General features: G+C 68.0%; 20 protein-coding genes. 9 read left to right on the top strand and 11 right to left on the bottom strand.

What is annotated here, in order from left to right; genetic code table 11:
* Window positions 1-15: 15 nt before the first annotated feature.
* Window positions 16-327, bottom strand: coding sequence for a c-type cytochrome (locus tag G335_RS0106440; RefSeq protein WP_018144594.1), 312 nt, complete (start codon window positions 325-327; stop codon window positions 16-18).
* Window positions 328-551: 224 nt separating this feature from the next.
* On the opposite strand from G335_RS0106440, the gene G335_RS0106435 reads away from it, so the two are divergent.
* Window positions 552-860, top strand: a complete 309-nt coding sequence (locus G335_RS0106435) for a PilZ domain-containing protein (protein ID WP_077277014.1) — start codon at window positions 552-554, stop codon at window positions 858-860.
* 16 nt (window positions 861-876) lie between these two features.
* Here G335_RS0106435 and G335_RS0106430 read toward each other — a convergent pair whose 3' ends face one another.
* Window positions 877-1269 (bottom strand): DUF3775 domain-containing protein, encoded by a 393-nt coding sequence (locus tag G335_RS0106430; RefSeq protein WP_018144592.1) that lies wholly within the window; start codon window positions 1267-1269, stop codon window positions 877-879.
* Window positions 1270-1581, bottom strand: coding sequence for a DUF2288 family protein (locus G335_RS0106425; RefSeq protein ID WP_018144591.1), 312 nt, complete (start codon window positions 1579-1581; stop codon window positions 1270-1272).
* Between the two features lie 95 nt (window positions 1582-1676).
* On the opposite strand from G335_RS0106425, the gene G335_RS0106420 reads away from it, so the two are divergent.
* From G335_RS0106420 to G335_RS0106410, 3 genes are read left to right on the top strand one after another with little or no spacing between them, the layout of a single operon-like run.
* The gene (locus G335_RS0106420; protein ID WP_018144590.1) at window positions 1677-2006 is read left to right on the top strand and encodes a PepSY domain-containing protein; all 330 of its coding nucleotides are present in this window, start codon (window positions 1677-1679) and stop codon (window positions 2004-2006) included.
* Window positions 2003-2719: a response regulator transcription factor gene (locus G335_RS0106415; protein ID WP_018168324.1), complete on the top strand. Its 717-nt coding sequence runs from the start codon at window positions 2003-2005 to the stop codon at window positions 2717-2719. Before G335_RS0106420 ends, G335_RS0106415 begins: the two co-directional genes overlap by 4 nt.
* A 25-nt stretch (window positions 2720-2744) precedes the next feature.
* Complete coding sequence (locus G335_RS0106410) at window positions 2745-4079, top strand: ATP-binding protein (RefSeq protein WP_018168323.1); 1335 nt, start codon at window positions 2745-2747, stop codon at window positions 4077-4079.
* A gap of 170 nt (window positions 4080-4249) precedes the next feature.
* Here the strand turns inward: G335_RS0106410 and G335_RS0106405 are convergent, their stop codons facing one another.
* From G335_RS0106405 to G335_RS0106370, 8 genes are all read right to left on the bottom strand, one after another.
* Entirely contained in the window at window positions 4250-5506 is a 1257-nt protein-coding gene (locus G335_RS0106405; protein ID WP_018176220.1) for an FAD-dependent oxidoreductase, read from the bottom strand.
* A 25-nt stretch (window positions 5507-5531) separates the two neighbouring features.
* Complete coding sequence (hrpA, locus tag G335_RS0106400) at window positions 5532-9476, bottom strand: ATP-dependent RNA helicase HrpA (RefSeq protein WP_018176219.1); 3945 nt, start codon at window positions 9474-9476, stop codon at window positions 5532-5534.
* 2 nt (window positions 9477-9478) lie between these two features.
* Window positions 9479-10069: an SPOR domain-containing protein gene (locus G335_RS0106395; protein WP_018176218.1), complete on the bottom strand. Its 591-nt coding sequence runs from the start codon at window positions 10067-10069 to the stop codon at window positions 9479-9481.
* A gap of 3 nt (window positions 10070-10072) precedes the next feature.
* A complete protein-coding gene (gene argS, locus G335_RS0106390) occupies window positions 10073-11836 on the bottom strand; it encodes an arginine--tRNA ligase (protein WP_018176217.1) in 1764 nt (587 codons plus the stop codon).
* A 100-nt stretch (window positions 11837-11936) separates the two neighbouring features.
* On the bottom strand, window positions 11937-14153 hold the full coding sequence (locus tag G335_RS0106385) for a primosomal protein N' (RefSeq protein ID WP_018176216.1): 2217 nt from the start codon (window positions 14151-14153) through the stop codon (window positions 11937-11939).
* Window positions 14154-14560: 407 nt separating this feature from the next.
* Window positions 14561-15949 (bottom strand): NAD(P)(+) transhydrogenase (Re/Si-specific) subunit beta, encoded by a 1389-nt coding sequence (locus G335_RS0106380; RefSeq protein WP_018168318.1) that lies wholly within the window; start codon window positions 15947-15949, stop codon window positions 14561-14563.
* On the bottom strand, window positions 15946-16257 hold the full coding sequence (locus G335_RS0106375; protein WP_017942675.1) for an NAD(P) transhydrogenase subunit alpha: 312 nt from the start codon (window positions 16255-16257) through the stop codon (window positions 15946-15948). Before G335_RS0106375 ends, G335_RS0106380 begins: the two co-directional genes overlap by 4 nt.
* Entirely contained in the window at window positions 16254-17387 is a 1134-nt protein-coding gene (locus G335_RS0106370; RefSeq protein WP_038037866.1) for an NAD(P) transhydrogenase subunit alpha, read from the bottom strand. The genes G335_RS0106375 and G335_RS0106370 overlap by 4 nt, the downstream gene beginning before the upstream one ends.
* Before the next feature lie 334 nt (window positions 17388-17721).
* Between G335_RS0106370 and G335_RS0106365 the strand changes: the two genes are divergently transcribed.
* The 5 genes from G335_RS0106365 (at window position 17722) to G335_RS0106345 (ending at window position 22403) form a co-directional block, all read left to right on the top strand.
* On the top strand, window positions 17722-18303 hold the full coding sequence (locus tag G335_RS0106365; RefSeq protein ID WP_018168316.1) for an HNH endonuclease: 582 nt from the start codon (window positions 17722-17724) through the stop codon (window positions 18301-18303).
* A gap of 114 nt (window positions 18304-18417) precedes the next feature.
* On the top strand, window positions 18418-19512 hold the full coding sequence (gene hemH / locus G335_RS0106360) for a ferrochelatase (protein ID WP_018176214.1): 1095 nt from the start codon (window positions 18418-18420) through the stop codon (window positions 19510-19512).
* A gap of 22 nt (window positions 19513-19534) precedes the next feature.
* Complete coding sequence (locus G335_RS0106355) at window positions 19535-20293, top strand: molybdopterin-binding protein (RefSeq protein ID WP_018176213.1); 759 nt, start codon at window positions 19535-19537, stop codon at window positions 20291-20293.
* A gap of 156 nt (window positions 20294-20449) precedes the next feature.
* The gene (locus G335_RS0106350) at window positions 20450-21166 is read left to right on the top strand and encodes a 2OG-Fe(II) oxygenase (protein WP_018168314.1); all 717 of its coding nucleotides are present in this window, start codon (window positions 20450-20452) and stop codon (window positions 21164-21166) included.
* A gap of 250 nt (window positions 21167-21416) precedes the next feature.
* Window positions 21417-22403, top strand: a complete 987-nt coding sequence (locus G335_RS0106345) for a DUF4382 domain-containing protein (protein WP_018176212.1) — start codon at window positions 21417-21419, stop codon at window positions 22401-22403.
* Window positions 22404-22532 lie beyond the last annotated feature (129 nt).

The raw sequence follows: 22532 nt of genomic DNA, 5'->3' as shown, positions 1-22532 counted from the left end.
TTCGTTTCCCCCTGATCAGAAGCGGCTGAAGTAGCCGGCCATCGATTCGATTTCCTCGTCGGTGTAGCCCTTGGCGTGACGATCCATGATCGTCGCGTCGCGGTCACCGTCGCGGAATGCCTTCATTTGGCTCTCGATGACTTCAGCGGGAATGCGGTTCAGTTCCGGTACGCCGTCGTCTGCAGCGGCTGCGTTGTGGCAGGCCTTGCAGGACGCGGCCATCAGCTGGCCCCGGGTGATTTCGTCGTCGGCAAGGGCCTGGGTAGCAGTGCCCGCCATCGCCAGCGAGGCGGCAAGCCCCACCAGGTACAAGTGCGATTTCTTCATTGAAACGGACTCCTCCGTAAGAAGTGGCTTTTAGCGAGCGACAGCTGTGAAGTACTGTCTTCATCCTTTGGCCCGGTGTGAAGATCCGGGTTGTGATTACGCCACCGGGTTCGAGCCCGGTAGTTGCGCCTGATCGCGAAAACCAACGATCATGAACCTCGTATAGCACAGAAAAAACGCCTTTTCGATGCATTGCAAAGGCATATGCCGCCAGGAGGAGTGCCATGACAGGAGAACGACGTCGTCATCCAAGGATCCCGATGACGGTCGAGGTCGTGGCCGAGTGCGAGAGCGGGGATACGGTCACCCTGACCACGAACGATATCTCCGGCGGGGGGGCCTTCCTCGAGTGGGAAGACCCGGAAAATGCCTGCGTGGGGCACCTGATGAAGCTCGCCTCGGACGACGAACTGATGCTGCAGGTATTCGGCATGCTGGGGGATGGCGGCGCGGCGCCGCGGGTCAAGGCCCAGGTGGTGCGGGTGATGGACGGGGGTATTGCGGTGCGCTTTGACCCCGAAGAGCTGGAATAGCCAACGGGAACGGGGGTTACGCCTCGCGCTCGATCTGTTCCAGCCCCGCGGCCCATTCGTCGGCGATCAGCGGATTGGTCAGCAGCCAGTTCACGGTGTCCGGGCTCCAGTCATCCTGCGCCTCTTGCAGGGCGCTCTCCCAGTCTGCTGCCGTGTAATCCCCGCGCCCCAGGGTGCTGAGGGCCTGCAGCTCCGCCTGTTGGTCCGGACCCAGGTCGCGCAGCGTGCCCTCCAGTTCCTGCAGGGTCAGGTCGCTGGCGTGATCAGCCAGGATCTGCATCGCCCAGTCATTGTCGCTACCCTCGCTTCCGGTATCCGGGAAGACCACATCCTCTTTGGCATGGAATTCCCGCGCGGCCTGGATTAACCGCTCCATCGTCTCGCCGGTGATGCCGAGGGAGATGGCCATCTAGTGGGCCGGCGTCCGTTCCTGGGCCAGGACCCAGGGGGCGGCCACGATCGCAGTGAAGATCGGGTCGTTCGCGGCCCAGCGGCGGGCATCGTCATCCGAGGCCCGCGCGACCTGGTCGTTGGCCAGCCATTCGCTGACCTGATGGGTCGCATCGTCGCGGATGGCGCGGGCGACCTCGATCAGATCCAGCTCCGGCGCCACGCGGATCACCACGCCGCGCGCGAAATGCGGCATCAGGTCTTTCCACGGCAGCGGGCCGGCCTGTTCTTCCAGTGGGACTTCGGGTTGTTCGGCAGTGGCGTCGTGCATGACGGTTCCAGTCGGTTTCAGATATCGTTCAGGCTAGGCCGATACCCTTGTATCTTCAACATCTGCCCACGCACGCGTCCGGAGAATGCACCGATATGCGACCCACGCCGGATCTCCAGCCCGGATACCGCGGGCGGGACCTGACGCGGCCCCGCGCGGGCCACGCACTGGTGCTGGCGACGCTGCTGTTCGTGGCGCTTCCGGCGCAAGGCCAGTTCAACACGGATGACCCCGAGGCCGCCGTCTGGGATCTCGACGAGGCCGTTGCCCAGATCGAGGCGCACTACCCGGGCCGGGTGCTCCACGCGCGCGAGGATGTGAGCCAGTTCGGGGCGCGTCTGTTCATCATCCGTATCCTGACCAATGATCAACAAGTGCGTACCCTCCGGATCGAGGAAGGCACCGAAGTGGAGCTCCCGGAATGAACCTGCGCGTGGTACTGATTGAAGACGACGTCGCGCTGCGCAACCAGATTGGCGACGAGTTGGACCGCAGTGGCTGCCGCGTGGATACCGCCTCGGACGGCGAGACCGGGCTTTACCTGCTGACCGAGTACCACTGCGACATCGCGGTGGTGGATCTGGGCCTGCCGGGCATGGATGGGCTGGACGTAATCCGCAAGGCGCGCGAGTCCAAGCCGCGCCTGCCGATCCTGATCCTGACCGCGCGCGACCGCTGGCAGGACAAGGTCGAGGGCCTGGAGGCCGGGGCCGACGACTACCTGGCCAAGCCGTTCCACATCGAGGAATTGCTGGCGCGGCTGCGCGCCCTGGCACGCCGCAGCCTGCAGTCGGGCCAGGAGCGGCTGGCGTTCGGGCCGCTGGTGATCGACACCGCGGGTGACGAGGTCTGGCTGAATGGCGAGCCGGTCACCCTGACCACATTCGAATACCGCCTGCTGATGACATTGGTCCGCCAGCCGGGCCGGGTGCTCAGCAAGGATGCGCTGGCGGACTACCTCTACGATCACGACGAGGACCGCGAAAGCAACGTGATCGAGGTCCTGATCGGGCGCCTGCGGCGCAAGCTGGATGCCGACGGCAGCCTGGGCTTGATCGAGACCCTGCGCGGACGCGGCTACCGCTTCGCCCGCGAACCCGACGCCGTGCCGGAAAACGAGTCGGACAGCCCTCGATGACCTGCCGCGAGGCTGCCGGGTCCGCATGACAGCGGCCCTGCGCAAGCTGCGTGGGAGTCTGGTCCTGCGCTTGGCGGGGGTCACGGCGATCACCGTGCTGATCTTCTCGTTGCTGACCGCCTGGGTGCTGGAGGCCGCCTTCCGCGACAATGCGGCGGATGCGGTAGAAACCCGCCTCGAGGCGCAAGTCCTGCTGCTGATGGGGCTGGCCGAAGTGGTCGGCCCGGCCGATGTGCGCGTCCCCGAGATGCTCCCCGAGAGCCGGCTGCAGTTGCCAGTCAGCGGGCTCTACGCGCGCATCCTGGGCGAGGAGGGGCAGACCCTGTGGCGCTCGCCGTCCGCGGTCGGCGTCTCCCTGCGCGGCTGGACGGAAGACGAGTACTTCAGCTTCAGCCTGCCGGTGCAGTGGGAGCTGGACGGCGGTCAGGTCGGCCTGACCTTCCAGATGCTGGAGGACCGCGAGGCCTTCAGCGAACAGGTCGAGCAGTACCGCACTAGCCTCTGGCAGGGGCTGATGACCATGACCCTCTCCATGATCCTGGTCCTCTCGCTGGCGTTGTGGTTCTGGGGCTTGCGCCCGCTGCGCCAGGTCCGGCGTGACCTCGATGCCCTGCGCCACGGCGACCATGCGCATCTGGCGGGCGATTATCCCACCGAGGTCCGCGCCCTGACCGGCAGCATCAACGACCTGGTCGAGTTCGAACGCGCCCGCCTGGCGCGCCAGCAAAATGCCCTCGCGGACCTGGCTCACAGCCTGAAGACCCCGATCTCCGCCCTGCGCCTGAACCTCGAGAGCGCGCGACCGGATAATGACGACATGCAGCGCCAGGTCGACCGGCTGCAGGGCATTGTCCAGCATCAGCTCAACCAGGCCCAGCGGCTTGGGCCGGCCCCGTTCCAGGCTGCCGAGCCGCTGGGGCCGATCATCGAGCGTACCGGACAGGCATTGGGACGGCTTGCGGCCCAGGAAGGGGTGGCGCTGGAGACCGATCTGGCTGCGGGCTGCGTCCTGCGCATGGACAGCGGGGCGATCTTCGAGCTCCTCGGCAATACCCTGGACAATGCCATCCGCCATGCGACCACGCGGGTGCGCATTACCACTCGCTGCCAGCCCGGCGAGGTGATGCTGATCATCGACGATGACGGCCCCGGCATCCCGCCGGCCGATCGTGCCCGGGTGCTGGAGCGCGGGCAGCGCGCCGATACCCGCGGCGGCCAGGATGACGGCCGCGGTGAGGGTCAGGGGCTCGGTCTCAGCATCATCCACACCCTGGTGACCGACCACGGCGGGACGCTGTTCATTGAGCAGGCCCCGGAGCTCCACGGCGCGCGCATCCGCATGGTTTTTTCCGCGTCCTGAAGCCGGTGCGGGCGGGGTCGGGGGTTGCTCCATGATGCGTTTCGCGGTGCTCAACGCATCCTACGAGGATCCCTAATGGCACCCCGCCGCTTGGCATCGTGCACCGTAGGATGTGTTGAGCGTAGCGAAACGCATCGACCAGGGCGTGTCGCTCCCCAAACCGTTCGAAATCAGAGTGTCAGGCCCTCCATCGGCAACGCTGGGGGCTCGCCCAGCACGCTGTCGCGCACCAGCGCGGCCGCGCCGCAGGCGAAGGTCCAGCCGAGGTGGCCGGATCCGGTATTGAGGTAAAGGCCGGGTACCGCGGTCGCCCCGAGGATCGGGGTGCCGCGTGCGCTCATCGGGCGCAGGCCGGTCCACGGGGCCATGGTCTCGGCATCCATTTGCTCGGGCAGGCTGGCCAGGGTGCGCCGGCAATGATCCAGTACGCTGGCGGCCCGTTGCGGGTTCAGGCTGCCGTCGCGACCCGCGAACTCCGCGGTGCCGGCCAGGCGCAGGCGATCGCCCAGCGGGGTCATCACGACCTTGTTGGCGTCGTCGATCAGCGGCAGGTGAATCCGGGTTCCGGCGTTCATCGGCAGGGTCAGCGAGTAGCCCTTGACCGGTGCCACGGGCAGCCGGATCCCGAGTGGGCGCAGCAGATCGGGCGCGTGGTAGCCGTTGGCAACGACACAGGCATCCGCGGCGATCGGGCCTTCCGAGGTCTCCAGTGCATTGAGGCGGCCGCGGAAGGTGCGCAGGCGGCGCACCGCCACGCCCGGGCAATAGGTCAGTCCGCGGCGGCGGGCGATGGCCAGCAGGCCCGCGGTAAAGCGCGCGGCATCGCCGATGGCATCGTCGGGAAAGTAGAGCCCGCCGCACAATTGATCGCGCACGGGGGCCAGCGCCGGCTCTTCGGCGATGATGCGTTCCACGGTCCAGTCCTCGAAGCGCACGCCGGCGTCCGCCATGTCCTCGCTGGCGGTGCGATTGCGGGCCTGGCTGGTCGGGTCCTGGAATAGCTTGAGGATGCCGCTGCGGCGGAAGTCGAAGTCCAGCCCCTCGGGTGCCAGCTCGCGCTGCAGGCGGTCGATCTCCTTCAGGGAGAAGGCCGCCAGGCGCGCATTGAGCCGGGTGTGTTCCTCGAAGCGCGCGCGGCGGCTGTTGCCGAGAAAGCGCAGGCCCCAGCCGATCAGCCCCGGTATGGCGTGCGGGCGCACCAGCAGTGGCGAATCGCGGCGCCCGAGATAGCGCAGCAGGTCGAGACCCACGCCCGGGGCGTTCCAGGGTTCGGCATGGCTGGCATGCAGCATGCCGCCATTGGCGAAACTGGATCCGCTGGCCGGCGCCGCAGCGGCGTCCAGCAGCACGACCTCGGCTCCGGCCTCCTGCAGGTACCAGGCTGTGGTGACACCGATCACCCCGGCGCCGATGACCGCTACGCGCATCCGTTGGTCCTTCCGTTGTCGTGGCTCATGTGCCACTGGCCAGTCGTTGGATCAGTGTCGCGTATTCGCGTTCCAGGCGTTTGGGCGAAACCTTCTCGCGGGTGCCCAGTTCCTGGGCGAACTGCGAGACGCGGAATTCCTCGATGCGGTAGCGAAAGGCGAGGACGTCCGGGTGGTCCGGGGCGCGGGCGATCAGTTCCTGCGCCTGCTGCCACAGCGGCTCCACGGCGACGCGGCGGGCGCGGTCCTTGTCCGGGGCCTGGCTCAAGCGCTCCAGGCGCTTGTCGATCGCCTCGAGGTAGCGCGGCAGTTCCGGCAGGACATCATGCGGGATGCACAGCAGGAAGTCCGCCGGGACCAGCGCGTCCAGCTGCCCGCGGATGTCGCGCGCGGCCTCGATCCAGGATAGCGGCAGGTCGCCCTGCAGCCGGGTGCGCAGGTCGTGCCAGCGGCGCAGGATCTCGGCGGTCAGGCGCGAGAGCTCCATTACGGTGGGCGAGAACGCCGGCAGGGATTCGTTGAGGCGTTGGGCGAACGCCTCGGCGGCGCGTGGCCAGGGCTCGGCCAGGAACACGCGGTCCGCAGCGGCCTCCAGGATCTGGTCGCGCAGGGCCTCGCAGCTGCCCAGCGTCGAGTAATTCAGGCAGGCGCGTTCGATCTCCGGGAGCTGGCGGCGCAGATCGCGCGCGGTCTTGCGGGCGCCGAGCAGGTACAGCCGGCGCAGGCCCGCGCGGTGGGCGCGTTCGGCCTTGGCCGGGTCGGGTTCCAGCTCCAGCGAGACGGAATCGCCGCGATCGACCAGGATCGGGAAGGCCCGCAGCTGTGCCCCCTGGTGGTCGAATTCGACACTCTCCGGCAGCGCACCGAAATCCCATTCGGTGATGCCCTCGCGGGTGATCTCGTCCGGGCGGCTGGCATCGAAGTGGGCCTCGGCGCTCCCGCCTAGCCGTGCCTTGAGCGCGGGCAGGTCGCGGCCGCTGGTCTCTTCCTTCCCGTCCGGGTCGAGGATGCGAAAGCGCATGACCAGGTGCGGCTCCAGGGTCTCCGGGCGCCAGGCATCCAGCGGGATGTCAGTGCCGGTCATGGCGCGCAGGGCTGCGGCCAGTGCGGGAATCAATGGGCCCTGGCGGTGTTCGATGCGGGCCAGGGCGGCCTGGGCGAAGTCCGGGGCGGGCACGAACTGGCGGCGCAGGGCCTTCGGCAGGCTCCGCAGCAGGGCGGTCACGCGATCCTCCAGCAGCCCCGGCACCAGCCAGTCGCCCAGCCAGTCGGGCACCGCGTTCAGCGCGGCGATGGGGATGGTGACGGTCACGCCGTCGTCCGGCTGGCCGGGTTCGAAGCGGTAGGCCAGTGGCAGGCGCAGCCCCTCGAGCTCCAGATGGTCGGGATAGGCGCCTTCCGGGAGCGTGGCCTCTGGCTCGTTCAGGAGCTCGGCGCGGTCGATCTTCAGCGCCTCCGGATCGTGTTTTTCGGTCTTGCGCGCCCAGATCTCGAAGCTCGTGCCGTCGGTGATCTCGGCCGGCAGACGGGCGTCGTAGAAGTCGAACAGGCGCTCCTCTTCCACCAGCAGATCGCGGCGGCGCCCGCGCGCCTCCTGTTCGGCGATCTCGGCCACCGCCTCGCGGTTGGCGCGCACGCCGTTGGAGCGCGAGCGCAGCTCGCCACCGACCAGGCCCTCGCGGATCAGGATGCGCCGTGCCTCGGCCGGGTCGTGCTTGGCGAAGTCCACTGGCTTTTTCGGTGCCACGACCAGGCCGTACAGGGTGATGCGGTCGAAGGCCCCGACGCGTCCGCTGCGGCCCTGGAAGTGCGGCTCGAAGATGTGGTGCTTAAGCAGATGCGGGGCGGCGGTCAGGATCCAGTCGGGCTCGATGCGTGCGTTGTCGCGGGCGTAGACACGCGTGGTCTCGGCGATCTCCGCGCTCATCACCCAGGCCGGCTTCTTCTTCGCCAGCACCGAGGCGGGGTGGATCTGGAAGCGGCGGTTGCGCGCGCCCAGGTAGTCGCCGCGTTCGGTCTTCTGCCCGACCTGACTGACCAGCCCGGTCAGCAGCGCCCGGTGCACCGCCTCGGCGTCCGCCGGTTGGTGGTTCGGGTGCAGGTCCATCTCGCGCGCCAGGCGCAGGAGTTGCACGCGCAGCTCCTGCCATTCGCGCATGCGCAGAAAGTTCAGGAAGTGCTCGCGGCACCAGCGCTTCAGGGCACTGGACCCAAGGTCCTCGCGGGCGGTGTGCCAGGCGTCCCACAGCCGCAGCATGCCCATGAAGTCGGACCCCTCGACCTGGAACTCGCGGTGGGCCTGGTCCGCCGCCTGGGTGGCCTCGGCCGGGCGCTCGCGCGGGTCCTGCAGCGACAGGGACGCGGCGATGGTGGCGGTTTCGGTGACACAGTCGTGCTCGGTACCGGCCAGCAGCATCGCCGCGTGGCGCGGGTCGATGGGCATGCGCGCGAGTTGCCGCCCGCGCCGGGTGATCCGGCCACGCTCGTCTACCGCGCCCAATTCGTCCAGCAGGTGGTAGCCATCCTTGACCAGGCGCGGGTCGGGCGGGTCGAGGAACGGGAACTGGCGCGGCTGGCCGAGCTTGAGCGCGGCCATCTGCAGGATTACCGAGGCGAGGTTAGAGCGCTGGATCTCCGGGTCGGTGAAGGGCGGGCGCAGGTTGAAGTCGTCTTCCGCGAACAGCCGGATGCAGATGCCGGGGCCCAGCCGGCCGCAGCGCCCGGCGCGCTGGTTACAGGCGGCCTGCGAGATGGCCTCCAGGCTCAGGCGCTGCACCCGCGAGCGCCAGGAGTAGCGCGAGATGCGCGCGAGCCCCGAGTCGATCACGAAGCGGATGCCGGGCACGGTCAGCGCGGTCTCGGCGACGTTGGTCGCGAGCACGATGCGACGGCCGCTGTGTGACTGGAATACCCGCGACTGCTCGCGCGCGGACAGGCGTGCGTAGAGCGCCAGGATCTCGGTGTCGGCGCGGACCTGGCCGCGCAGGGCCTGGTGGGCGTCGCGGATCTCGCGTTCGCCGGGCAGGAATACCAGTACGTCGCCGGGCCCGGCGCGCTCGCACTCGGCCACCGCGTCGCGGATGCCGTCGAACAGGTCGCGTTCACCACGCCCCTGCTCGTCGCTCTCGTCTCCAGCATCCTCCGGCTCGATCGGCCGGTAGCGGACCTCCACCGGATAGGTGCGTCCTGCCACCGTCAGGATCGGGGCGTCGTCGAAGAACGCCGACAGCCGTTCGGGGTCGAGGGTGGCCGAGGTGATGATGATGCGCAGCTCGGGGCGCTTGTGCGACAGGCGTTTGAGCACGCCCATCAGGAAGTCGATGTTCAGGCTGCGTTCGTGCGCCTCGTCGACGATGATGGTGTCGTAGGCGCGCAGCTCCGGGTCATGCGCCATTTCCGCCAGCAGGATGCCGTCGGTCATCAGCTTGATCCAGTTGTTTGGTCCGGTCTGGTCGGAGAAACGCACCTTGAAGCCGACCGTGGAGTCCCGGTTGCCGCCCAGGGTGGTGCCCAGTTCCTCGGCGATGCGGCTGGCCACCGAGCGCGCGGCGATCCGGCGCGGCTGGGTGTGACCGATCAGCCCGGTCTCGCCGCGCCCGGCCTCCAGGCACAGCTTGGGCAGCTGGGTGGTCTTGCCGGAGCCGGTCTCGCCGCACAGCACGAGTACCGGGTGCTCGCGGATGGCGGCGACGATGCGTTCGCGCTCGGCGTGGATCGGCAGGTCGCCGGCGTAGACGGGTTGCGGGCGCAGGCGGGCGCGCTCGTCGCTGCCTACCTGGGGGGCGCTCCCCTCGGTGGTGGCCAGGCGTTCGGCGAGGGTGCGGGCCATGCGGTCGCACGGCTGCCCGCGCCGCTGGCGCTGGCGGGCCCGGCGCAGCAGGTCCGCGAGGTCCTTGCGTTCGCCGCCGGAGGGCAACGCCTCGATGCGGGCCGCGAGGGCGTCGAGATCCGGTGCGGGGGCCGGTTTCACGCTCAGCCCTGGTAGCGCAGACGCAGGGCCTCGATATTCTCCGTGCGCAGGCGGTCCAGCGCCTGGCGCACGCGGTCCTCGTCACTGAACGGGCCGAGGTAGACGCGGTACCAGGTCTCGCCCTGGATCTCGACCTCGTGCACTTTCGGGTCCAGACCGAGCAGGGTCAGTCGTGCCTTCATCTCGTCGGCCTGGGCAAAGCGGCGGAACGAGCCGGTCTGCAGGACGACCGGATCGCCTTCACTGGGCGATGCGGCCGGTGGCACAGCCGGGGCGGGCGCGTCGCGCTCGGACTCCGGCACCCGGATCTCGTCCTCGGGCAGCAGCTCGTAGTAGCGGAAGCGGGGCTCGTCGTCCGAGGGAACGGTGTCCCGCTCCACCGGTGCCGGGGTCGGGGCGGCCGTCTCGGTCGCGGGATCCGGGTCACCGAACAGCGCGCCCAGATCCGGCGAGCGGTCGGCACCCTGCAGGTACAGCACGGCGGCAAGCCCCAGGCCGATCAGCAGGCCGAGCAACATCCATACCCAGCCGGGGATCGGCCGCGAGGCCTTCCGCGGGGCGGACTTGCGACGGGTCTTGCGCGCCTGGGCCATGGTCTACATCCGTTCCGGGGCGGTCACGCCCAGCAGGCGCAGGCCGTTGTGCAGCACCTGCCTGGCGCCGGTCAGCAGCGCGAGACGCGCACCGATCACGTCGGGGTCGTCCGCGTTGAGGAAGGGTACCGCGTTGTAGTAGGCGTGGAAGCCGGCGGCCAGCTCGCGCAGGTACTGGGCGATCTGGTGCGGTTCGCAGGCCTCGGCGGCCGCCGCGATCACCTCCGGGAAACGGTCCAGGCGATCCAGCAGGTCATCCTCCTGCGGTTCGGTCAGGCGCGTGCTGAGGCCTGCGGCGTCGGCGGCGGCCGGGGCATGCCCGCGCTCGGCAGCGGTGCGCAGCACGCTGGCGATGCGCGCGTGCGCGTACTGGATGTAGTACATCGGGTTGTCGTTGGACTGCGACTTGGCGAGGTCGAGGTCGAAGTCCAGGTGCTGGTCGCAGCGGCGCTGCACGTAGAAGAAGCGCGCGGCATCCGAGCCGACCTCGTCGCGCAGTTCGCGCAGGGTCACGAACTGTCCGGCGCGGGTGGACATGGGCAGGCGCTCGCCACCGCGATAGAGGATCGCGAACTGCACCAGCAGCACGTCGAGGCGGCCGGGGTCCAGGCCCAGGGCCTGCAGCGCGGCGCGCACGCGCGGGACGTAGCCGTGGTGGTCAGCGCCCCAGATGTTGATCACGCGCTCGAAGCCGCGCTGGAACTTCTCGCGGTGGTAGGCGATGTCGGAGGCGAAGTAGGTGTAGTCGCCGTTCTCGCGGCGCACCACGCGGTCCTTGTCGTCGCCGTAGTCGGTAGAGCGGAACCAGAGGGCCCCGTCCTGCTCGTACAGCGCGCCGCGCCCCTGCAGGTCCTTCACCGCGGCGTCGATCGCGCCGGAGTCGGCCAGGCTGCGTTCGGAGAACCAGCACTGGTACTCGACGCCGAACTCGCGCAGGTCGTCGCGGATGTCATCGAGGATCGCGTTCAGGCCGCAGTCGAACACCTTGCGGTAGAGCGTCTCGCCCAGCAGTTCGCGGGCGCGGGCGATCACCGCGTCGATGAAGGTTTCCTTGTCACCGCCGTCCGGCTCGTCCGCCGGGAGGTCGCGGGTGACGGACTCGGCCGGGTGCACGCCCTGTTCGCCGATCTGCGCGGTCAGGGTGTCGGCGACCGGGTGGATGTAGTCGCCCTTGTAGCCGTTGGCCGGGAACGGCACCTGTACGCCGTGCTGCTCCAGGTAGCGTAGCCACACACTGGCGGCGAGGATGTTCATCTGCCGCCCGGCGTCGTTCACGTAGTACTCGCGGGTGACATCGAAGCCGCAGAAATCCAGCAGGTCGGCTACCGTGGCGCCGAAGGCCGCGCCGCGGCCATGGCCGACATGCAGCGGCCCGGTGGGATTGGCAGAGACGAATTCCACCTGCACCGGGCGTCCGCCGCCTACGCTGGAGCGGCCGAAGTCGTCACCTTGGGTCGCGACGCGGCCCAGCACCAGCGTGCGGGCATCCGCGGCCAGGCGGAAGTTGATGAAACCGGGGCCGGCGATCTCGGTGCCGGCGAGGCCGGGCACCTCGGGCATGGCCGAACACAGGGCCTCGGCCAGATCGCGTGGCTTGGATTTCGCCGGGCGCGCGAGCTGCATCGCCAGGTTGGCGGCGAAGTCGCCGTGTTCGCGGTCGCGCGCACGCGTGACCTGCACCTCGACACCGTGGTCGGCGGGTACGCGGCCTTCGGCCACCAGGGTCTCCAGTGCGGCCGCCAGGGCCTCGGTCAGGGTGTCTTTCAAGGGAAGCTCGATCTGTCGGGTAAAAAGGGCCGCATTCTAACCCGGAAGCGCTGGTCGTGCCGCCCCGGTACGGGGCGCTCGAAGGGAACCGGGCGGCGGTTTACGCCAGCGAGACCGGGTCGATGTCGATGGCGATGCGGGTGCCGCGCGGGAGGTCGTCGGTCTGCCAGGCGTGGCGGGCGCGGGTCAGGGCCAGATGGAGTGGGCCGCGCTGGGTGGACTGCAGCAGGATCTGTTCGCGGAAGCGGCGATTGACGCGGTGGCGCGGTGCGGGGGCCGGGCCGAGCACGCGCAGGCCTTCGGCAGCCGCGTTGCGCAGGTGGGTGGCGACGCGCTCGGCGTGGCGGCGGGTGGTCTCGGCATCGCCCGCCTCGACGCGGACCAGGGCCAGGTGGCCGTGGGGTGGCATCTCGGCGGCAGCGCGCTCCTCCAGCAGGGGCGCGACCATCGCCGGGTAGTCCGCGGCGTTCAGGCCGCGGATCAGGGGGTGGTCCGGATGCCCTGTCTGCAGCAGGACGCGGCCGCCGCCGGAACCACGTCCGGCGCGCCCGGCGGCCTGCACGATCAGCTGCAGGGTGTTTTCGGTCGCGCGCAGGTCGACGCTGAACAGGCCCTGGTCGACGTCAATCACGCCGACCAGTCCGACCTGCGGGAAGTCGTGGCCCTTGGCCAGCATCTGGGTCCCGACGACGATGGCGGCATCCAGCTGGCGGATACGGTCCAGCGCCTCCTCGAGCGCCCCCTTGTGGCGGATGCTGTCGCGGTCCAGGCGGATCAGCGGAGTGGTCGGGTAGTGGCGCGCCAGGGCCTGTTCCAGGCGCTGGGTGCCGAGACCGCGCTGGGCCAGGGCCTCGCCGCATTGCGGGCAGCGCTGGGGGCGCGGTTCCTGGTGACCGCAGAGGTGGCAGACGGCACGCGGGTTGTGCGCGTGGATGGTCAGGCGCGCATCGCAGTCCGGGCATTCGGCGACCCAGCCGCAGGCGTCGCAGGCCAGCACGCGGGCGAAGCCGCGCCGGTTCAGTAGCAGGAAGCACTGGTGGCCGGCGGCGAGGGTCTGTTGCATGGCATCCAGAAGCGGGGCGGTGAGGCCCTCGTCCGGGGTGTGCACACGCGTGTCGATGGCCTCGACGGCGGGCGGTTGAGAGCCGTCCGGGCGCGTCGCCAGTCGGGCATGGGCGTAGCGGCCAGTGGTCGCCGCATGCAGGGTCTCCAGGGTCGGCGTGGCCGAGCCCAGGACCACCGCGGCCTGTTCCAGCTGGCCGCGCTTGATGGCCAGGTCGCGGGCGTTGTAGCGAAAGCCGTCCTGCTGCTTGAAGGCGCTGTCGTGCTCCTCGTCAACGATGATCAGGCCGAGATCGGGCAGGGGCGTGAACAGCGCCGAACGGGTGCCGACGACGATGCGTCGCTGCCCCTGACGGGCCGACTCCCAGGCGCGCAGGCGCTCGCCCTCGGACAGCCCGGAGTGGAGGAGGGCGACCTGCCCGGGGAAGCGCTGCTGGATGCGCGCGCTCAGCTGTGGCGTCAGGGCGATCTCGGGGATCAGGAACAGGACCTGGCGCCCGCGTGCCAGCACGCGTTCGGCCATTTGCAGGTAGACCTCGGTCTTGCCGCTGCCGGTAACACCCTCCAGCAGGAGGGGTACGCCGGTATCCGGGGTCAGGGCGTCGACGGCGGCGCGTTGTTCGGCGGTCAGGGTGTGGTCGCTGGTGTTCGGGGGCGGTGGCTGTTTCGGGTCGGGCGTGATCGCCTCCAGCCAGCCGCGTTCCGCAAACGCGCGCAGTTCGCGCGGGGCGAGTTGCAGCCCGGTGGCGGCGGCCAGGGTGGCGCGATCCAGGGCCGGTGAGGCATGCGGTGTGGAATTCGGGTGGGCCAGCGCGCGGAGGACGGCCTGCTGGCGTCGCCCGCGGGCGTCACCGTCGGCCAGCGCCTGGCTGCCCGCGGGTGTCATCCGCCACAGGGTCTCCGGGGTCAGGGCGGGGAGCGGGTCGCCATGGCGCAGGGCCGGGGGAAGTGCCCCCAGCAGGGCTTCGCCCAGGGGGTGGTGGTAGTACCGGGCTCCGAACTGCAGCAGCGCTAGCAGGCGGGGCTCCAGGATCGGTTCTGCCTCGGGTGCTTCCTGGATCGCACGCAGGCGGCCGGGTGCAACCTCGCTGGTGGATGCCAGCTCGACCACGACCCCGATGGTCGACCCGCGCCCGAAGGGCACGCGCACCCGCTGGCCGGGTGCAAGCGTCAGTCCCTCGGGGATGCGGTAGTCGAACAGCCGGTCCAGAGGGCGATCCAGCGCGATGCAGGCGATTCGGGGCGCGGCAGGCATGCGCACAGTCTACTGTGTCGGACCCCGGGGAGGGGGAGTGGCCGTCGCACTGAGGGAGGGGGGGTTATCCACAAAAGCTGTGGATAACTCTGTGGGTGAATCGGTATGAACATCCCTAAATGCTTGTTACTGCTAAGGGCTACCTGGATTGGGCAAAAATCGACCATATCCATTTAATAGATTGAAAACAGCGAGTTAGGATCGTTATGTGAAACCGAGTGCGCGCTGTGTGTGCTAACCGGGGTTTGACCCCGGCCCTTGTGGGTAGTTTGTACAGGAAACGTACAGATTTCGGGTTTCAATCCTGGCCCGGTGGGTGAGCAACAAAAAAACCCGGCACCGCAAAACGGTGGCCGGGTTTCGGTTGCGGGGCCCGGTGTCCGGGCCCCGCGAGTGGAGCGGGCCGACTAGCCGAGGGCCTTGACCGATGCCACCAGTTCGGCGGCCACCTTCTGGCCGTCGCCGTACAACATCTGGTTGTTGTCGGCATAGAACAGGTGGTTCTCGATGCCCGAGAAACCGGAGCCCTTGCCGCGCTTCACGCAGATGACGTTGTGCGCCTGGTCCGCGTTGAGGATCGGCATGCCGTAGATCGGCGAGTCCGGATTGGTCCGGGCCACCGGGTTCACGACGTCGTTCGCGCCGATGACCATGGCGACATCCGCGGTCTTGAACTCCTCGTTGATCTCGTCGAGGTCGAAGATGATGTCGTAGGGCACGCCGGCCTCGGCCAGCAGCACGTTCATGTGCCCGGGCATGCGGCCCGCGACCGGGTGGATCGCGAACTTCACGTCCACGCCGCGCTTCTGCAGCAGCTGGGTGAATTCCCAGATCTTGTGCTGTGCCTGCGCCACGGCCATGCCGTAGCCCGGCACGATGATCACCTTCTCGGCAAAGGCCATCATGATCCCGGCGTCGTTGGCCTGGATCTCCTTCATGGTGCCCTCGATCGCTTCCTCGGCACCCCCGCTGCTGCCACCGAACTGGCTGAACAGGATGTTCTTGATCGGGCGGTTCATCGCCTTGGCCATCAGCTGCGTGAGCAGCGTACCGGCCGCGCCGACGACGATACCGGCGATCATCAGGGCCGGGTTGTCGAGCACGATGCCCTTGAGGCCGACTGCCAGGCCGGTGAGGGCGTTGTACAGCGAGATGACCACCGGCATGTCGGCGCCGCCGATCGGCAGGGTCATCAGGATGCCGAAGGCGAGCGACAGGATGAAGAACAACAGCAGTGTGGCCGAGCCGATCTCGCCGCCGCCGGTCGCCAGCATGAAGCCGAGGATCACGGTGATAGCAAAGATGGCGATGTTCACCACCTGCTGGCCCGGGAAGTGGAAGGTCTTCTTCATCAGGCCCTGCAGCTTGGCGTAGGCCACCAGCGAACCGGAGAAGGCGACCGAACCGATCAGCGAGCCGGTGGTGGCGATCGCCAGGCCGGTGTTGCTGACGGTCTCCGGGGTGGCCTGCAGCAGGTAGATCGCGCCGATGCCGGCCGCGGCGCCGCCGCCCATGCCGTTGTACAGCGCGATCATCTGCGGCATGTCGGTCATGGCGACCTTCTTGCCGCTCCACCAGGCGAGACCGCCACCGATGACGATACCCAGGACGATCAGGGTGTAGTTCACGCCCCCGGAGACCTCCGGATGCACGAAGGTCACGAGCGTGGCGAGCACCATCCCCACGCCGGCCCACATGATGCCCGGCCGCGCGGTGGTCGGCGAAGACATCTGCTTGAGGCCGACGATGAACAGGACCGCCGCCGCAAAGTAGGCGAGGTTGATAATCAGACTCATGCGTTATCTCCCTTCTTGTCGTCCTTCTTGCTGGTCTTGAACATCTCCAGCATGCGTTCGGTGACGACATAGCCACCCACGGCGTTGCCCGCGGCCAGGATCACGGCGACAAAGCCGATGGCCTGTTCCAGCGGGGTCGTGGCGTGGCCGAGCGCGACCATGGTCCCGACCAGCACGATGCCGTGGACGAAGTTGGAACCGGACATCAGCGGGGTATGCAGGATGACCGGGACCTTGGAGATGATCTCGTAGCCGGTGAAGGCCGCGAGCATGAAGATGTACAGCGCGATAAAGCCTTCGATGATCATGATTGAGCTCCCTTCAGGGCCTCGCGGGTGGCCTCGTGCACGATCTCGCCATCGCGGGTCAGCACGCTCTTGGCGATGACCTCGTCATCCCAGTCGGGCTGGAATTCGCCGCCTTCTGCGATCATCGGCGTGAGGAAATTCAGCAGGTTCTTGGCATACATCTCGGAGGCATGCAGCGGGACCTGCGAGGGCACGTTCAACGGGGCATGGATGATCACGCCCTTGTGGTCGTGGGTCTCGCCGGGCTTGCTCAGCTCGCAGTTGCCGCCACCTTCGGCCGCCAGGTCGATGATGACCGCACCCGGCTTCATGCCCTCGACCATGATCTTGGGGATCAGCTTGGGTGCATCGCGTCCCGGGATCGCGGCGGTGGTGATCAGCACGTCGGCCTTGGCGATGTACTCGCCCAGGGCATCCTGCTGCTGCTTTTTCTCTTCCGCGGTCAGTTCGCGGGCGTAGCCGCCCTCGCCCTCGGCGGAGACGCCGAGATCGAGGAACTTCGCGCCCAGCGACTCGACCTGCTCCTTGGTGGCGGAGCGCACGTCATAGGCCTCGACCATCGCGCCCAGGCGCTTGGCCGTGGCAATCGCCTGCAGCCCGGCCACGCCGGCGCCGATCACGATGACCTTGGCCGGGCGGATGGTGCCGGCCGCGGTGGTCAGCATCGGGAAGAAGCGGCAGGACAGGTCGGAGCCCATGATCGCGCCCTTGTAGCCGACCACGGCCGCCTGCGAGGACAGCACGTCCATGCTCTGGGCGCGCGAGATGCGCGGGATCAGCTCCATCGCGAAGCTCAGGATCTTGCGCTCCTGCATCGCCTTGACCACATCCGGGTTGCGGTGAGCGTGGAACAGGCTGACCACGGTCGAGCCTTCCGGCAGCTGGTTGATCTCCTCGACTGTCGGCGGTGCCACGCGGACCATCAGGTCCGACTGGCCGTAGGCGGTCTCGGTGTCGACCACGGAGGCCTTCTCGTAGGCCGCATCCGGAAAATGGGCCTCGGAACCGGCACCCTTTTCCAGCTGCACCGTGATGCCCATATCGCTGAACTTGGCCGCTACCGACGGATCCAGGGCCACGCGGCGCTCGCCACTGGCGGATTCCCTGGGAACGGATAATTTGATTGCCATGCGCTCTCTCCCCGGGCCAAGCGTTCCCGTATTCCCTATGGGACGATCAGCCGCGCTCGCGGGTGGTGAAATCGGATGCGGCACGCGTGATTCGGGCGTGCCGCACAAAAAACGACCCGCGAGTGTAGCGGATCCGGCCTCGTGCTTAAACCGTGTCCACCCTCGTTGCAGGGCCCGTCAGGTTGGGCGAGCTTACGATACCGCGGGTCATGGCGTTGTAATTGCTTTGTTCCTGAAGGCTGTTTATTGTTTTTCGGGTATCGAAGGCGGCATGGATTTGTTCACCCGTACGCCGCGTGAGCAAATCCGTGTTTCCTTGAGACGGGACGGGGTCATGTTGCCGAATGAGCATCAGGTCCTGCGCACGGATGCCGCGGGCATGCCGCTAGAGTGGATCGGCCTGGAGCAGGCCGTGCGCCTCTATTACACCGAGCAGGTGGCCTACACCTGTGGCAGCCCGCTATATCGCATGCGCGGCGGCATTAACGCGCGCACCGGGTTGCAGTCACGGGTCGAGGTCAACTCGATCATCGCCACTCACGGCACCCGCAAGTCCCGCTTCAACGACTACATCCCCCCGCTCAATAACACCACCCTGTTCCGCCGCGATGCCCACCTTTGCCTCTACTGCGGTCACGCGTTCCCCGAACGCGATCTGTCCCGCGACCACGTGACCCCGATCAGCCAGGACGGCGAAGACACCTGGACCAACGTGGTCACCGCCTGCAAGCGCTGCAACAACCACAAGGCGGGGTTCACGCCGGAAGAAGCCGGGATGCAGTTGCTCGCCATCCCGTTCACGCCCACCCACGCGGAATACATCTTCCTCAAGGGCAAGCGCGTGCTGGCCGACCAGATGGAGTTCCTGCAGGCGCACTTCCCGCGTACGAGCCCGTTGCGGGGTCGTAGCGTCTGATCCGTCCCGGGCGCGCGCCCACTCGTGCCCGCGGGTATCCTTGGCGTGTGAACCAAAGCGACGCTCCGTGACTCCGACAGGGAGTCACCGTCCCCCATGCCTGCAAGGAGCCCCATGAAGTATTTCGGAGAAGCGGATTATCGCCATGGCCAGGCGCGCGGCGTCGGCGTTTTGCTGACCAACCTGGGGACGCCGGACGAACCCACCGCGCCCGCCTTGCGGCGCTACCTGAAGGAGTTCCTCTGGGACCCGCGCGTGGTCGAGGTCCCGCGACCCCTCTGGTGGCTGATTCTGAACGGCGTGATCCTGAATATCCGGCCGAAGCGCTCGGCGGCGAAATACGCAACCGTCTGGACCGACGAGGGCTCGCCGCTGCTGGCGATCTCGAAACGCCAGGCCGCCGGTGTGCGCGAGCGCCTGGCCGCGCAGGTCGGCGAGGATGTCCCGGTCGCCCTGGGCATGCGCTATGGCAACCCGTCCATTGAATCCGGCCTGGACGAACTGCGCCGCCAAGGCGTGCGTCGTGTGGTTGTCCTGCCGCTTTACCCGCAGTACTCGGCCAGCACCAATGGCTCCACCTTCGATGCCGTGGCCGACGTGCTCAAGGGCTGGCGCTGGGTGCCCGATCTGCAGTTCATCGCCGCCTATGACGCCCAGCCCGGCTACATCGAGGCCCTGGCCAACAGCGTGCGCGAGCACTGGCAGGCGCATGGTCAGGCCGAGCGCCTGATGATGTCCTTCCACGGCATCCCCAAGCGTTACCTGCTGCAGGGCGACCCCTACCACTGTCTGTGCCACGCCACCGGGCACAAGCTGGCGCAGGCGCTGGGCCTGAACGACGACCAGTGGCAGGTCACCTTCCAGTCGCGCTTCGGTCGCGAGGAATGGCTGCAGCCCTACACCGACAAGACCCTGGAGGCCTTGCCGGGGCAGGGCGTGCGCTCGGTGGACGTGATCTGCCCCGGTTTCTCGGCGGATTGCCTGGAGACCATCGAGGAGATCGGCGACGAAAACCGCGAGATCTTCACCGAGGCCGGCGGCGAGCGCTTCCACTACATCCCGGCGCTGAACGACCGCGCTGATCATCTCGACTTCCTGGCCGGGCTGCTACAGCAGCACCTGGCGCCGTGGCTCGACGATCCGGACAACGCCCCCGAGGCGCGTGCGGCTGCGCGCGAGCGCGCGCTGGCCATGGGTGCCAAGCAGTAGATCGGCGATGGATCGACCCACGATGGACGGCCGGGGATCGCACACGATCGAGATCGGCGCCGTGATCATCGGCGACGAGCTCCTGAGCGGGAAGCGCCGTGATCGGCATCAGGCGCACCTGACCGCGGCGCTGGCGGAAAGGGGGCTGGAACTTGCGTGGATCCGTATCGTCGGTGATAACGCCCGCCTGCTGACGCAGACCTTCCGCGAGACCCTGGCCAGCGGCGCCGAGGTGTTCAGCTTCGGCGGCATCGGCGCGACCCCGGATGATCGCACCCGCGCCTGCCTGGCCGAGGCACTGGCCCAGCCGCTGGCGCCTCATCCCGAGTTCATGGCCATCCTCGAGGAGCGCTTCGGTGCCGACGCCTGGCCCCACCGCGTACGCATGGCCGAGCTCCCCGAGGGGGCCAGCCTGATCCCGAACCCGGTCAACGGCATCCCCGGCTTTAGCTGTGCGCAGCATCACTGCGTACCCGGTTTCCCGGCCATGGCCGAGCCCATGGCCCGCTGGGTCCTGGAGCAGCGCTTCCCCGACCGCGATGCGGCAGCGGGTGCCGTGGAAGAGGTCCTGCGCCTGGAGAATGTCACCGAGAGCCGCCTGGTCCCGGTGCTCGAGGCCATGGAGGCCGCGTTCCCCGACCTGCGCATCTCCTGTCTCCCGCGCATGGACCGCCAGGCGCCCCAGGTCGAGCTGGGCCTGCGTGGCGCCCGCGCCCGCGTCACCGAGGCCCAGGCCGCCTTGCGCCAGCACCTGATCGCCGGCGGTTTTCTGGCGGACTAGTCTGCAGCCTCCTGGCAGGGCAACGGTGCTATAAAGCCCTTGCGCACCCCGGCGTTCCCGGTATATATCCTGTGGGGAAGACGCTGATCTGGGCGTCTGCCTGACAGGCGCCCGCCTGCGTGCCGCGATCGCGGCCCGAATGGAAGACCCGAGTACGTGAACCTGCCTGCCCTTGGCCCCGAATGGCTGGAAGCCGCCGAGACCGCGCCGACCCTTGCGCCGGTCGTGGCCGACTCCTCCTCCGAATTTTGCGCGCCCGACGGCTGGCTGGATGCGCTGGCGCGCGAGCATCGGCTCGTCTGGCCCGATTTCCTGCCGCAGGAGATCGTCGACGCCCTGCGAGAGGAGGTCTATGCGCTGCGTGATGCGGCGCAACTGGCGCAGGCGCGGATCGGCCGCGCCGGCGAGCGCCATCGGGACCGAGCGACCCGCGGCGACTGGATTCACTGGCTGGATGGCGCGAGTCCCGCGCAGCAGGCGTTCATGGCGCGCCTCGACGAGATTCGTTTGCAGGCGAGCCGGGCGCTGATTCCGGGGTTGTTCGAGACCGAGTCCCACTTCGCCCTCTATCCGCCAGGAACTCACTACGCCCGGCATGTGGATGCCTTCCAGGCTGGCAATTGCCGCCGCCTGTCGCTGGTGTTCTACCTGAACCGTCACTGGCGCGAACGCGACGGCGGCCAGCTCGCAATCTACGACAGCGAAGGGCGCGAGATCCGCCGCATCCAGCCACGCGCGGGGACGCTGGTGATGTTTCTCAGTCAGACCGTACCCCATGCCGTCCTGCCTACCCGCCGCTGGCGCGCCAGCATCGCCTCCTGGATGCGCATCCGCGATCTGTCGGGCCCCCTCGCCAGCCTCGACCGCTTCTGACGGTCCTGGTTGCCTGAGGGGGGGCACCTGCGCGGCGGGCCGATGCCTGCCGAGTTCTCGCCGAAATCGCAAGTCGACCCCACCCATTCGCGACGCGGGACTCGCCCCGACAGCGGCTCCGTGCGGTTCGTTTCGTGTGATGCGCTTCTGGTTTTCCAGCCTTTCCGCGGTCCATGCGGCTTTGTGCGTCATCGGGCCTGGCAAACTGCCTAGGCTTGCAAAGGACGTTTCTGGCTAGAGGGAGACCGTGATGCACAAGATTGGCAATTTGACTCGTTTGGTGGGGTTGGGGATCGCGACGGCGGGGCTCGTCGCCTGTGGCGGCGGCGGGAGCAGCGGTGGCGGGACCGGACAGATGAGCCTTGCCGTGACGGATGCCCCTGTCGATTCGGCCAGCCGGGTCGTGGTCCGCTTCACCTATATCGAGCTCCAGCCCTCCGACGGCGAACGCATTCGCATCGATCTGGGTGAGGACGAATCCGTTCGCGAGATCGATTTGCTCGCGTTGCAAGGCGAAGACTCTGAATTCCTGTTCGAGGACGCAGAAGTCCCGGCAGGCGATTACGACTGGATCCGTTTTCATCTGGAGCGCGAAGAGGGTGTCAGTGCGCCGCCGCTCTCCAATTTCGCGACCAGCTCGTTCATCGAGTTCGTGGATGGCTACAGCGAGAACCTGATCATCCCGGGTGGGTTGCAGGCGGGCTTGCAGCTATCCAGCGGCTTCAGCATTGCGGAGGACGAAGAGGCCTCGTTCACCGTGGACTTTGATCTGCGCAAAGCGATCCGCGAAGACACTCGCTTTGAGGGCTACCATCGCATGCGGCGTTCGCTGCGTTTGGTGGATAACCGTGAAGCGGGCGCCATTTCGGGAACAGTGGATCCCGGCCTCCTCCCCGCCGATTTCACCTGCGAAGAGCGCGAACCGGGGCTGCACGCCTGCCCGGGCGCGGCGGTTTATGTCTTCGAGGGCCCTGACCGTGAGCCGCGTGATCTCCGCGACGACGATGACGATGCGGTGACCACGGCCAACGTGCACTACCGCCATGTCGAGGCGACCGGTGACTGGGAGTACCGCTACACCGCAGGATTCCTGGGGGCGGGCGATTACACGGTGGCCCTGACCTTCGAGGCGGGCGAGGACGATCCGGAGGAGGCCACTCCCATCGAGTTCGTCGATCAGGCCAACGCCGAAGTCGAGGCGGGTGAGACGACGGAAGTGAATTTCCCGGATAGCTAGTATCGATCGTCCGAGTGGGTTACGGCTTTGGGCCGCTGCCCTGCAGTAGGGGAAGCCATAGGGGCGCCGGGTTCTCACTCAGCGCCCCTTCTGTTGGTGGGGGTGAATCAGTCCCCGTATCCCGGTTGC

Source organism: Thioalkalivibrio sp. AKL8 (assembly GCF_000380525.1).
Taxonomy (GTDB): domain Bacteria; phylum Pseudomonadota; class Gammaproteobacteria; order Ectothiorhodospirales; family Ectothiorhodospiraceae; genus Thioalkalivibrio; species Thioalkalivibrio versutus.
Note: the sequence above shows the minus strand (reverse complement) of the source record. Positions and strands in the feature narration are given on the sequence as shown.